We start from the raw sequence: 11,620 nt of genomic DNA on the forward strand, positions 1-11,620 counted from the left end.
CCGGTTCGGAGGTGTTCGGCGACCTGGCCGAGGGCGGCGGACACCTGCTGCTGGGCGCGGACCGGGTCGTCCTGGATCTTGTCGGCTCGGCAGAGGGACTGGAGGCGGCCGCCGGTGGCTTGTTCGACTCGTTCGGGGCCGTTGCTCTCGCCGTAGAGGGGGCGTTGGGGGTCGCCGTCCTTGTAGGCGTCGAAGGTGCGGGGGGCGGAGACGCGGGGGCGGCCGTGGACGTACGTGTCGAAGAAGGACAGCACGCAGTCCTGGCAGTTGATGCCGCGCGTCGGGTCGGCTGCGGGGCCGCCGTCGTTGAGCAGCTGGAAGTACGCCGATCGGGGGTCGGCCGCGCGCAGCGGGGCGCCGGACGGGTGGCGCGGGAGGGCCTGCTCGAGGTCCAGTTGGTGCTGGGCGAGCGGGGGGCGCAGGCCGCCGAACTCGCCGTAGCGGCGGGTGTGCACGATCGACGGCGGGTCGTCGGTGCCGGTGAGCATGGACACAGGACCCAGGGAGACGGGGCCCGGGGCGAGCCGGCCACCATCGCGGTTGGCGAGGTGCCAGTCCTGGGGGTCGACCGTGATCGTCGCGCCCTCGTCCGGGGAGTAGCCGGGGTCGCGCAGGATGCGGGCCTCGCCCTCGGCCCGGTCGGCGATCGCTGTGGCGTCTGCCACGTGCGCCGCGTGGAACTCGGCCAGGCCCGGGTCGAGTCGCAACGTCCGGGCGACGAAGGCTGCTCGGCGGGCGCGGCGGGCTCGGGCGCGTTCGGCGCGGGCCTTCTCCTCGAGGCGTTCGATGGTGTCTCGTTTGCGAAATTGGGCGTATGCCGCGCGCTGCTCCCGGGCGAAGCGCACGTAGCTGTCTATTTCGGACCGGCCGGGCGGTTGCGGACCCGTCGGCCCGGCTTGCGCCGGCCGCCCGAGATCCCGATGCCGAGGTACGGACGAAGCCCGGTGCCGTGGCGCCCGATGGTGCCGTCCCTTACCGGGCGCCGGCGGGTCGAGCCCCGGCGTCAGCGCCCCGAAGCCGGCTGTCGAGCCGACCGTCGCCGCTCCCGTCGACGCTGCGGCCGGAGGCGTGACGTCCGGTGCCGTGACGTCGGGTGCCGCGACGTCGGGTGCCGCGACGAGGGGAGAAGCCGAGGCAGGAGGCGCGGAAGAAGCCACGGCAGGAGGCGCGGCCGACGAGGTGTCGAGCATCGACAAATCGGGCGCCGAGGAAGCAACGAAAGAGGAAGTCGCGGAAGAGGAAGTCGCGGAAGAGGGAGCCGCGGAAGTGGAAGCTTCGGCCGCGGGCGACGGCAGGTCACGCGAGGCGCCACCAGGAAGGTCGGGCGAGGGCGAGGGCGCGGGCGAAAGGGAGGGCGAGGGCGAAAGGGAGGACGAGGGCGGAGAGGACGAAGGCGGGGAGGACAAAGTGGGAGAAGAAGGCGCGGACGGGGAAGGCGACGTGGGGGAAGGCGACTGCGGAGACGGGAGGAGCGGAGGGGAAGAGAGGAGCGGAGGGGACGAGAGCGCGGAGGGGGAAGAGGCCGGAGCAGGGGAGGGAGGCAATCCGGCCGTGGGCTCCCCGAGCAGCGAGGACAGCGCGCCCGTTTTGTCCAGCAGGGACGACGAGACCCCCGAAGCCCCCGCGCCCAGCGCCGACCCCGCGCCGCCGGAGGTTGCGGCCTTGGCCAGGTCGTCCCAGCCGGGCAGGCCGCCGTTCACCGCGGACCCGCCGACCTCCCCGAAGACCTCCGCCGCCGCGCCCCGGGTGACCCCGTGCCGCCCGCCCGCATGGGCGCCGCTCGCCGCGAAGCCCCCGGCGAAGCCGCTCAGCCCCGCCCGGCCCAGCTCCGCCAGATCCACCCCGTCGACCCGGCTCCCGTTCGCCTGGTAGGCCTGGATGCCCCCGTTGGTGGCCAGCTCCTCCCGCGCCTCGTCGAAGCCCTCGTCCAGCGCCTCGCGGCCCAGGTGCTTGAGGCCCGAGCCGGTGGTGAGCTGCTTGACCGCGCGCTGCCCGGCCGCCTTGACCGTCTGCTTGACCGCCTTGCGGGACATCTGCTCGACCAGGCGCTTGAAGATCTGCTGGATGGCCAGCCGGGTCGCCGCGATGAGGCCGCCCGCCGCCGGGGAGGCCGCGCCCAGGGTCAGGGCGACGGCGACGGCCATGCCGATAAGCTCGGTGAGGAAGAGTCCGATCTCGATCCAGGCCTCGAGCTTGGCGGCCTCGATGTCCGCGCCGCCGCCGTCGACCAGGCGGGCGAGTTCGTCGGTGGCCTGGAGGAGGATTTCCAGCGGCGAGTCCGGCGCGCCCGCGAGGCGGGTCCAGGCCTCGCCGAAGGCGGCACCCCCCACCCCCGTGTACGCGCCGGCCACCTGCGTGGCAGCGTCCGCCGATTCCGTACGGGCGTGGGCCAGCGTGCTCGTGATCGCGTACCACTGGTCGGCGACATCCCAGGTCGCGCGCTCGTCGCCGTCCGGCCAGTCGAAGCCGACGACCCATTCGAGCGCCTCGTACGCCCACCCCGGCACGTCGAACGGGCAGTACTCGAGCGGGTGCGGGATCGGGCTGGGCAGGATGCTCATCGGTGGCGCCCGTACAGCCGGGTCGAAGCCCGGTCATCCGCTGCCAGCGCCTCGCGGACGGCCTGGACCACCTCGTCGCCGAGTCCCGCCACGTGGCGTCCCAGCAGGTCCCAGGCGTGCAGCACCTGCTGCTCGACGGGCCGGTAGTTGCGCTCGAACGCCTGCCCGATGTCGTCCTTGCCCCACGGGCGCGCCCCGCTGAGCGCCTCGACCTCCGCGCCGGCGTCGGCTCGCAGGGCGCCGAGCTGGCCTCCGGCGGCGGCGAGGTCCGCGCCGGCCCGGGCGGCTCGGTCCGCGTCCAGCCGCAGGTCCGTCATGACGCCTCGTCCTGGCGGTCGAGCAGCGACCCGAGGTCGTTGCTGCGCAGGAACCGCATCGTCCCGGAACTCGCCGGGAAGTGTCCGGCGAGCAGTCGCTGCACCTCGCCGGCGACCTTGGTGGCGGCCGCGGCGGTGACGGCGACGATCAGGTCGGCGAGCTCGTCGGGTCGCAGGTCGCGGTGCACGGCCCGGTCGAGTTCGAGGTGCACGAGCTGCCCCCGCGGGCCGACGGTGGCGGTGACCAGCCCGTCCTCGGAGCGGGCGGTCGCGCGCAGGCCGGCCAGGCGCTGCTGAAGATCGTCCATCCCGGACCGCAGCCGCTGGTAGTCGCCGTAGACCTCGTCGAAGCGGGCGCGCAGGGCGCGGTTGACGTCCCGGTCGGCTGCCTCGGCCATGGTCGCCTCCTCGGAAACCATCCATCGACACACTTGACAGTAGCGGGCGCTGCAACTGTATGTGTTGTTGTAACTTCACTGCGTACACGTATGGCGGGCGCAGGTCGTTCACCGGAGGAGCTGCGAAGGAGCGGGATGATCACGAGAGCGGAGGCCGAGGAGATCGCCGCCGGCTGGGCGCGCCGCGAGACCGAGCGCCGCGGGTACGAGTGCACGCCCATGGTGTCCGAATTCGATCTCGGGTTCGTGGTGTGGACGAGCCAGCCCCGGACGGTACGGCCGATGCCGGGTGACCACGCCCGTACGGTGATCGACCGCGAGACCGGCGTCCTGTCGACCTTTCCCGGGGTGCCGCCCGCCGTGGTCGCCGCGATGTACCGCGAGCGGCGCCCGATCGTCGCGGCGCAGCGGCGTACCGTCGATCCGCAGGTCGAACTCCGGCGCAACGCACGCCGCCTGGCCTCGCCGACGACCGCCGCGCATCTCACAGTGGACGGACGGCTCTTCACCGCGCGCGGGGCCAAGGGCGACCAGACGATCGACCATCACCCGCTGGTCGCGCGGCGGCTCGCCGAGCTGGGCGCGCCCGCGACCGTCCGAGGCGCCGACCGGCACGCCGAGCTGATCGTCCTGTCCGACGCGCTGCACGAGGCCGACCGGCTGCGAAGTGAGACCGGCGGCGACGCGCTGCACGGGGACGACGGGCTGCGAAGTGAGGCCGGCGCCGAGGGGTTGCACGAGAGCGGCGCCGAGGGGTTGCACGAAAGCGACGGCCACGGGTTGCAGGAAGGCGACGGCGACGAGCTGCGGGAGGACGCGGCGCGCGCCTGGCTGCGTACGGCCAATTTCGGCGCTTTTCTCATCCGCGAGCCGGGCGATCCGCTCGCCGGAGCCGAAGCGCGCCCGTGCGAGTCGTGCATCACGGTCCTGGTCGACTTCGCCCTGCTGCCATGGTCGTGCCTGGCCTGGACCGAGCCCTTCCGCCCCTGGTCGGCGAACATCGCCCAGCCCGGACGCTTCCCCGAACCGGTCGCCGGGGTGCTCGCGGACGGCGGCTGGCGCCCGGTGCCCGCGGCTGTCGCCGAGGCGCTCGCCGACGGCATGATCGACGATGCGCTCACCGTGCCCGGCACCCGCCACCGGCTCCGGGCGTTCCCGGCGGCGCGGGCGGCGCTCACCGATTTTCCCGGGATCTTCTGCGGCGTGCGCGGCCCGGGCGTACGCCGTCAGGTCCGCTGGCTCAACCTCGAACCCGCCGCCGCGGCGCACACCGCCGACGTGCTGGGCGAGTTCGGCGAGGTGCTGGGTGTGGCGCTCTTCCCGCTCGGCGTGGAGGCCAAGGGCGACGCGATCATCGCCATCGACGAGCGTGGCCGGGTCTTCGCGCTGGACCAGGGCGGGGAGTGGTTCGTGGGCGAGACTCTCGACGAGGCCCTGATCAACCTGCTGACCGGCGACGGACCCGCCGAACGGGTCCGGGACGACGGCACGTGGTGATCACCCGAGCAGCGGGAACCGGGAGTCCGGGACGTCCGGCTGCTCGCGGCCCGTTCCCTTGCGGAGGGTCTCCAGCGGCGACCAGTGCGCGGGCAGTCCCGCCGGTCCGGCCAGGCCGGCGAGGGTCGCGACCGCGATGCGCACGGCCTCCGCGGCCGGGTCGGGCGCCCCGGGCAGTTCCGCCACGAGATCGAGATGGTGGATGACGGCCTCGGTGACGAGCGTCGCCAGGAAGTCGGGCACGGCCAGCATGTGCCCCTGCGTGCCGACAAAACCGGCAAATTCCGCTGTACGGGCGGCGTGCGCGGCGGCCGGCGCCGTGTCCGTCCACAGGCCGACGATGCCGGAGGGGCGCTGGAAAGCGGCGGCGCTGCGCCGGATCCACTGCACGTTGGGCCCGAGCTCCTCGGAGCCGCCGGGGAAGGCGCGCCAGTAGGAGACGAAGTCCACGTCCGGCGGGGCGACGGCGGGGGTGTGCAGGGCGACGAGGGCCCGCTGCGCGTCGCCCGTCACGTGGAGCAGCAGGTCGGCGACGGTCCAGCCGCGGCAGCCCGACGGCAGCAGCAGGTCGCGGTCGGACAGCCCGGCGACGACGGCGGTCACCCCGGCGTACGCGGCTTCGAGCGCAGCCGCCACCACCGACCCGGAAGGAAGAGTCACGGCCGCATCAAAGCACGAAAAAGCACGAGCCCGCCCAGGCACGCCGCCGCGGAGGCCGGCGCACCGGGCGGGCCGGAGACCTCAGTCGAACAGCTGGTTCAGGAAGCTCTTCCGGTGCCGGGTGTGCCCGTGGTAACCCCGCTGCCGGTAGTGCCCGTGATACCCACCGTGAGCCGCCGGCGGGTAGGCGGGCTGCCCGTAACCAGGCTGTCCATAGCCGGGCTGCCCGTAACCGGGCTGGCCGTAGGCGGGCGGCGGAGGAGACGCGTAACCGCCACCGTGCGGGGGCGGAGGCGGCGGCGCGTAAGCCCCCGGCGCTCCGGGAGCCTGGGCCGGGCGCGGCGGGGCAGCAGCCTGCGCCTGGCGGTTGAAGGTGGCCTCGGCGTCGAACAGCTTCTCCAGCTCGCCGCGGTCGAGGAAGATGCCCCGGCACTCGGTGCACTGGTCGATCGTGACACCGCTGCGCTCGTAGACCCGCATCTCGCCGTGACACTTGGGACAGGTCATCTGCATCTCACAAACGGTACAAGGCCGTGTCACTCCGTGGTGCCTCCAGAGCTGTGTATTGCCTGAGGGCCGGGGCCCAGACGAGCAACGCCAGCGGATAGAGGAGGTAGCCGAAGCGGGTGGTCGGCATGAGCAGGATCGCGGCGAGGAGCCCGTACCCGCTGAAGAGGGCCGCGGCGGCAGCCGTGCGCGGCGGACGGCGCAGGAGCAGCACCAGGATCGCCAGCGCCACCGCCACCAGCAGGGCGGCCGCGACGTAGCGCCCGCCGGGGACGGCCTGCGAGATCAGATAGCCGGGGAAGGGCGACTGCGCCGGGCTGGTGACGACCCCGTGGCCGAGCGGGAAGCGGAACACGTTCTCCACGAAGGCACCGGCATCCACGGCGAAGACCGGCAGCAGCGTCAGCACGGGCAGGCCGATCGCCCCGGGCAGGAACCGGCGCAGATTCCCGGTACGCCAGGCGAGCACCACCAGCACGGCCAGCACCGGAAACGCGAAGAGCTTCAGCGCGGCGGCCGCCCCGACGGCGAGCCCCGCGGCGGCGTACCGGCCGGTGGCGCAGCAGGCCAGGGCCAGCAGGCAGAGGGCCAGCACCGGCAGGTCGTCCCCGCCCGTGGCCAGCGTCAGCGCGCAGATCGGCAGCACGGTCGCGAACTGCAGCGCCCGGACCTGCGGCCCCACCAGGGCGAGCGCCGCGACCAGCGCGCCCGCGGTGACCAGGGCGAACCACACCCGCGCGTCGGTCACCCACGAGTCGCCGAACCAGGCGCGCGGCAGACCGAAGATCCCCATGCCCGGCTGGTACGGCGCATAGCCGAGCAACTGCTCTCCGGGAGGCAGGGCGAGGATCGCGTCGCGGTTCAGGTACGGCGTGCCGGTGTGCGCCAGCCGCTCGCCCATCTGCTCCGCGACCAGCACCTCTTCCTGCGCCCGGTCGGTGCGCCCGCCGGCCCGCTGCACCGCCTGCACGACCAGCGGCAGCAGCGCACTGCCGCCCCACACGAGCCAGGTCAGCGTCAAGCGGAAGGCGGGCCGCCGCGACACCAGCTGCACGGCCACGATCACGAACCCGGCAAGGTACGCCCAGAACGCCACGGCACCCCACGCACGGTGTGGCAGCAAAGTCGAGGTCAGGGCCGTGACAAGGGCGAACGCCGCGGAAAGTCCGTACAGGGCGGCGTCACCCACGGTCTGGTCGATACGCCCCGGGAGCCTCACGCAGGCAAGTGTGGCACGGGCGGTTTCGGCGGCCGGCGACGTGGGAGCCGGACCACCGAACCGGCCGTGTGCAGCGGCGTGGCGAGCACGCCGGGCCGGCCGCCGGAGCCGCGTTGCAGCGTGGCGAGCAGGCGCGGAGCCCGCATGGGCCGGGCGAAGAGGTGGCCCTGGCCGGCGACGCAGCCGAGCTCCCACAGCGCGTGCCGCTGCGGCTCGCTCTCGACGCCCTCCGCGACCACCGCCAGGTGCAGGCTGCGCGCCAGGTCGACGGTCGACCGGATCACCGCGGCGGCCTCGGACGAGGTCTCGACCCCGGTGACGAACTCGCGGTCGATCTTCAACTGGTGCACCGGGATGCGCGACAGCAGCGACAGCGACGAGTGGCCGCTGCCGAAGTCGTCGAGCGCCAGCCGCACGCCGGCTTCCCGCAGCTCCCGCAGCGCCCGGGCCACCACATCGAGCTGGCTCAGCGTGAGGGTCTCGGCAAGTTCCAGGACCAGCCGATCCGCCGGTACGGCGTGCGACCGCAACCGTTCGAGCACGGCGGCCGGGAAGGTCGGGTCGAGCAGGCTGCGCGGCGACACGTTGACCGCCACGGGCAGGTCGAAGCCGGCGTCCCGCCACGACGCGGCGGCCGTCAGCGCCTGTTCCAGCACGGCGTCCGCGAAGGCGGGCAGCTGCCCCGACCGCTCGACCGTCTCCAGGAACTGCATCGGCGTCAGGTTGCCGTGCTCGGGGTGGTGCCAGCGGGCCAGCGCCTCGGCCGAGAGCACCTCGCCGGTGCCCAGGTCCACGATCGGCTGGAAGTCCACCACGAACTCGTGCTCGGCCACCGCGCGCGGCAGCTCGCCGCCCAGCATCAGGCGCCCGACGTCGGCGGTGTCGTGCGCGTGCGCGTAGGTGGCGGTGCCCCGGCCGCCGCGCTTCGCCTGATACATCGCCACGTCGGCGCGGCGCATGAGCTCCTGCACGCCGCCGCTGCCGGGCGCGAGCGCGATGCCCCCGGCGGCCTCGACGTTGAGCTGCATGCCGTCGACCACGATGGGCGGCTCCAGCGCGGTCAGCATCGTGGTGGCCCGATGGGTCGCGACGGCCGGCGTCGGCAGGCCGGTGAGCAGCACCGCGAACTCGTCGCCGCCGAGCCGGGCGACCAGGTCGCCGGGCTGGGAGACCTCCTCGAGCCGGTGGGCGACCTCGCGCAGGACGACGTCCCCGGCGGCGTGCCCGAGGGTGTCGTTGACCTCCTTGAAGTGGTTGAGGTCGATCAGCAGCATGGCCAGCATGCCGTCGGACTCGCGGTCGGCGAAGCAGCGCTCGGCGTGCTCGAGCAGCTCACGCCGGTTGGCCAGGCCGGTCAGCGGGTCGTGGGCGGCGGCATAGGCGTTCTCGGCGCTCACGGCGCGCAGCTGGGCGTACGCCCGCGCGTTGCCGATCGCCGTGGACAGCGACGCGGCCAGGGTCTGCAGCTTGTAGCGCTCGGACTCGTCGAGCCCGACGGCCTTGCGGAAGCGCAGCCGCAGCACGCCGATCGGGGTGCTGTCCGGCGCCTCGAGAATCTCCTCGATGGACACGCCGTCGCGGGCCGGAGCCTCCGAGCGTGGTCCCTCGTAGCTGAGCCGGTCGGAGGCCCCCCGGACCAGCCGGGGCGGGGTCACGTCGTGCAGCTCGATCTCCGCCTCGTCGGCCGAGAACAGCTCGGGCGTACGCGTCACCGCGGCGTGCAGCACCACGGTCAGCTCGGTGGCGTTGAGCTGCACGGCGGTGCCCGCGAGCCGTTGCCACGCGTGGTGCTCGACGCGCTGGCGGATCTTGTTCTTCGTGGCGAACTGCACCGCGAGCACGGTGGGCACCATGGCGACGATCAGCAGCTCCGCGTAGCCCACCACGAGGATGACCAACAGCGCCAGGGCCAGGTTGGTCGCGCGCAGGACGACGGTGACGTCGAAGTTGCGCAGCAGGATCTGCCGCCAGGGCGTGCGGGTGGCGAGCGAGACCACGCGGCTGCCGACGGGGTCGTCGATCGCGGCGAAGGCCACCGCGGCCAGCAGCAGCCCCGGCACGAGCACGGACAACGGGGGGATGTCCACGACGAGGGTGGCGGCCGGCCGGATGCCCGCGAGTGAGGCGGCACCCACGGCGGCGCTGGTGGCGACGATCTCCCGGCTGACGTTGAAGGTGAATTTCAGCGGGTCCCGGATGCCGGAGAAGCCGGCGACGACGCCCAGCGCGGTGCAGACGAGCACCCACGGGGCGGGGAGCATGGCCACCGCGACGAGGATGGCCCCGGAGGTCACGTTGTGCCCGCGCTTGTCGGACCGGATGCGCAACCAGATGAGCGGGGTCGTCGCCACGGCGATGATGACGGTGCACGCGGCCGGGAGGAAGAGCCGGCCCGCGGGGAGGCCGGGTGCGTGGGACACGGCCCAGACCAGGCAGCCCAAGGCTGCGCACGCGACGAGGCCGACATACAACCGGAGTTGCCTGTCGGCCTTCGCGTCGTTCATCTCGCGCGCCCCATGAGCCCATGGTCGCGCGTCGCCCATACGGGCTGTCAATCCCTGCCGAGCAATCTGTGACGGCGGGGAGACCTCGGGCTCAGCCCCAGACGAAGTCACGCATCCCGCACCTCCCTCTCGTGAATGGCGCCGGCTTCCGTTTCCGGAGGCGCTCCGATGCAAATCTTGTGGAGATCGGCTTCCCTTTCCCGCTCAACAGGCTAGGAAAGGATCGGCACGGTGCCAACAATGATTTGTCGCTCGTTTCACGAAATGCGAGTCTTGTCTGCTTCGTACCCATAAGTAACGGTGCCGCAACGCTCCGCTACTGAATTACTCCGCGCCGGGGTCGCCGGCCTTTCCGGCAGGTAAACGACGCGGGTGCGAACTGGAATCGAGGTGCCCGGACACGATGCAATGTAAGCCCGGACACGGGGTGCCGTCGCATTCAAAAAGCGCGCTATGGACCAATTCACTGCGTACATCGGATTGTGCTCGGGAAATGGTCACGGAAAGAGAGCGCCTAAACACAAACGGTTGCGGTTCCGGCGTGCCGAAAACCAAGACCATCTTGTGGCTCGATAAGCTGTCAGCGTGACAGACGCGCAAAAAATGACACATGTCGACGCCGCCGGCGCGGCGCACATGGTCGACGTGTCCGGTAAGGACGTCAGTGCGCGGCGCGCGGTCGCGGCCGGGCGGCTCGACACCACCTCGGAGGTCGTGGCGCTGCTGCGCGGTGAGGGCGTGCCCAAGGGTGATGCCCTGGCCGTCGCCCGGCTCGCGGGGATCATGGGCGCCAAGCGCACCCCCGAGATCATCCCGCTGTGCCACCCCATCGGGCTCCACGGCGTCTCGGTGGACCTCACTGTCACCGACTCCGGGGTCGACATCGTCGCGACCACGAAGACGGCCGACCGCACCGGCGTCGAGATGGAGGCGCTGACCGCCGTGGCGACCGCCGGCCTCGCGCTCGTCGACATGGTCAAGGCCATCGACCCGGCAGCGAGCATCGAGGCGATCCGGGTGCTGCGCAAGGAGGGCGGCAAGACCGGCCTCTGGGAGCGCCCGTGATGCGCGCCCGCGTGATCGTCGCCTCCAACCGCGCCGCCGCGGGCGTCTATGCGGACACCAGCGGCCCCCGGCTCGTCGCCGGCCTGCGCGAGCTGGGCTGCGACGTCGACGCCGACCCGGTCGTGGTGCCCGACGGCGAGCCCGTGGCCGAGGCGCTGCGCGCTGCCGTGGCCGAGGGTGTGGAGGTCGTGCTGACCAGCGGCGGCACCGGGGTCACGCCGACCGATCGCACGCCCGAGGCGACGCGGCCGCTGCTCGACTTCGAGATTCCGGGGATCGCCGAGGCCATCCGGGCGTACAGCCGGGACAAGGTGCCGTCGGCAGCCCTCTCGCGCGGCCTCGCCGGGGTCGCGGGCCGGACGCTGATCGTCAACCTGCCCGGCTCGACCGGCGGGGCGAAGGACGGGCTGGCGGTGCTCAAGCCGATCCTGGCGCACACGGTGGAGCAGATCCGCGGCGGCGACCATAGGCTTGAGCAGTGAGCGCACACAGTCTCCCGGTCGACTGGGACAAGGCCCGATCCCTGGCGTACGAGGCCGGCCGCGCCGCCGCCGGACCGGTGGAGACCGTGCCCCTGGCCGGAGCCGACGGCCGCACGCTCGCGGAGCCGCTCGTCGCCCTGACCGATCTCCCCGCCTTCCCCACCTCGAGCATCGACGGCTGGGCGGTGCGTGGCCCGGCGCCATGGCGCCCCGTCGGGCGGGTGCTGGCCGGCAGCGTGCCCGGGCCGCTCACCGACGAGGGCACCTGTGTCGAAATCGCCACCGGCGCGATGGTGCCCGCCGGCGCGTCCGCCCTGGTCCGCGTCGAGGAGTCCACGCGTGACGCCACAGGCCTGGTGAGCGGCGAGCCGCGGCCGCAGCCCGAGTGGCGGCTGCCCGGCGACGAAGCC

10 protein-coding genes and 1 pseudogene are annotated in these 11,620 nt (G+C 73.0%); 4 read left to right on the forward strand and 7 right to left on the reverse strand.

The window, feature by feature from the left end:
- The 3 genes from RBH18_RS40450 to RBH18_RS40460 form a co-directional block, all read right to left on the reverse strand.
- A partial coding sequence (locus RBH18_RS40450) for a WXG100-like domain-containing protein (RefSeq protein WP_306215820.1) occupies positions 1-2,561 on the reverse strand: 2,561 nt, incomplete at its 3' end.
- Complete coding sequence (locus tag RBH18_RS40455; protein WP_306215821.1) at positions 2,558-2,878, reverse strand: hypothetical protein; 321 nt, start codon at positions 2,876-2,878, stop codon at positions 2,558-2,560. The genes RBH18_RS40450 and RBH18_RS40455, both read right to left, overlap by 4 nt.
- On the reverse strand, positions 2,875-3,276 hold the full coding sequence (locus tag RBH18_RS40460) for a YbaB/EbfC family nucleoid-associated protein (RefSeq protein ID WP_306215822.1): 402 nt from the start codon (positions 3,274-3,276) through the stop codon (positions 2,875-2,877). Before RBH18_RS40460 ends, RBH18_RS40455 begins: the two co-directional genes overlap by 4 nt.
- 135 nt (positions 3,277-3,411) lie before the next feature.
- On the opposite strand from RBH18_RS40460, the gene RBH18_RS40465 reads away from it, so the two are divergent.
- On the forward strand, positions 3,412-4,773 hold the full coding sequence (locus tag RBH18_RS40465) for an SUKH-3 domain-containing protein (protein WP_306215823.1): 1,362 nt from the start codon (positions 3,412-3,414) through the stop codon (positions 4,771-4,773).
- On the opposite strand, the gene RBH18_RS40470 is transcribed toward RBH18_RS40465, so the two are convergent.
- From RBH18_RS40470 to RBH18_RS40485, 4 genes are all read right to left on the reverse strand, one after another.
- Complete coding sequence (locus tag RBH18_RS40470; RefSeq protein ID WP_306215824.1) at positions 4,774-5,433, reverse strand: maleylpyruvate isomerase N-terminal domain-containing protein; 660 nt, start codon at positions 5,431-5,433, stop codon at positions 4,774-4,776. It abuts the gene before it with no gap.
- 81 nt (positions 5,434-5,514) lie between these two features.
- The gene (locus tag RBH18_RS40475; RefSeq protein ID WP_306215825.1) at positions 5,515-5,946 is read right to left on the reverse strand and encodes a TFIIB-type zinc ribbon-containing protein; all 432 of its coding nucleotides are present in this window, start codon (positions 5,944-5,946) and stop codon (positions 5,515-5,517) included.
- A gap of 1 nt (position 5,947) precedes the next feature.
- Complete coding sequence (locus RBH18_RS40480) at positions 5,948-7,159, reverse strand: glycosyltransferase 87 family protein (protein ID WP_306215826.1); 1,212 nt, start codon at positions 7,157-7,159, stop codon at positions 5,948-5,950.
- Positions 7,156-9,663, reverse strand: coding sequence for a putative bifunctional diguanylate cyclase/phosphodiesterase (locus RBH18_RS40485; protein ID WP_306215827.1), 2,508 nt, complete (start codon positions 9,661-9,663; stop codon positions 7,156-7,158). The genes RBH18_RS40480 and RBH18_RS40485 overlap by 4 nt, the downstream gene beginning before the upstream one ends.
- A 603-nt stretch (positions 9,664-10,266) precedes the next feature.
- Here RBH18_RS40485 and moaC point away from each other — a divergent pair.
- The 3 genes and pseudogenes from moaC to RBH18_RS40500 form a co-directional block, all read left to right on the forward strand.
- Positions 10,267-10,728 (forward strand): cyclic pyranopterin monophosphate synthase MoaC, encoded by a 462-nt coding sequence (gene moaC, locus RBH18_RS40490; protein WP_372339062.1) that lies wholly within the window; start codon positions 10,267-10,269, stop codon positions 10,726-10,728.
- The gene (locus RBH18_RS40495; RefSeq protein ID WP_306215829.1) at positions 10,725-11,210 is read left to right on the forward strand and encodes a MogA/MoaB family molybdenum cofactor biosynthesis protein; all 486 of its coding nucleotides are present in this window, start codon (positions 10,725-10,727) and stop codon (positions 11,208-11,210) included. Before moaC ends, RBH18_RS40495 begins: the two co-directional genes overlap by 4 nt.
- A pseudogene (locus RBH18_RS40500) lies at positions 11,207-11,620 on the forward strand (molybdopterin molybdenumtransferase MoeA); the annotation flags it as partial. The gene RBH18_RS40495 and the pseudogene RBH18_RS40500, both read left to right, overlap by 4 nt.

The sequence above is a fragment of the Actinoplanes oryzae genome, assembly GCF_030757795.1.
In the GTDB taxonomy this organism is placed as follows: domain Bacteria; phylum Actinomycetota; class Actinomycetes; order Mycobacteriales; family Micromonosporaceae; genus Actinoplanes.

Excerpts from the sequence above, each read along its gene's own strand:
- moaC (WP_372339062.1), top strand. The coding sequence starts at position 10,267 with ATGACACATGTCGACGCCGCCGGCGCGGCGCACATGGTCGACGTGTCC.
- RBH18_RS40475 (WP_306215825.1), bottom strand. The coding sequence starts at position 5,946 with ATGCAGATGACCTGTCCCAAGTGTCACGGCGAGATGCGGGTCTACGAG.
- RBH18_RS40455 (WP_306215821.1), bottom strand. The coding sequence starts at position 2,878 with ATGACGGACCTGCGGCTGGACGCGGACCGAGCCGCCCGGGCCGGCGCG.
- RBH18_RS40460 (WP_306215822.1), bottom strand. The coding sequence starts at position 3,276 with ATGGCCGAGGCAGCCGACCGGGACGTCAACCGCGCCCTGCGCGCCCGC.
- RBH18_RS40485 (WP_306215827.1), bottom strand. The coding sequence starts at position 9,663 with ATGAACGACGCGAAGGCCGACAGGCAACTCCGGTTGTATGTCGGCCTC.
- RBH18_RS40465 (WP_306215823.1), top strand. The coding sequence starts at position 3,412 with ATGATCACGAGAGCGGAGGCCGAGGAGATCGCCGCCGGCTGGGCGCGC.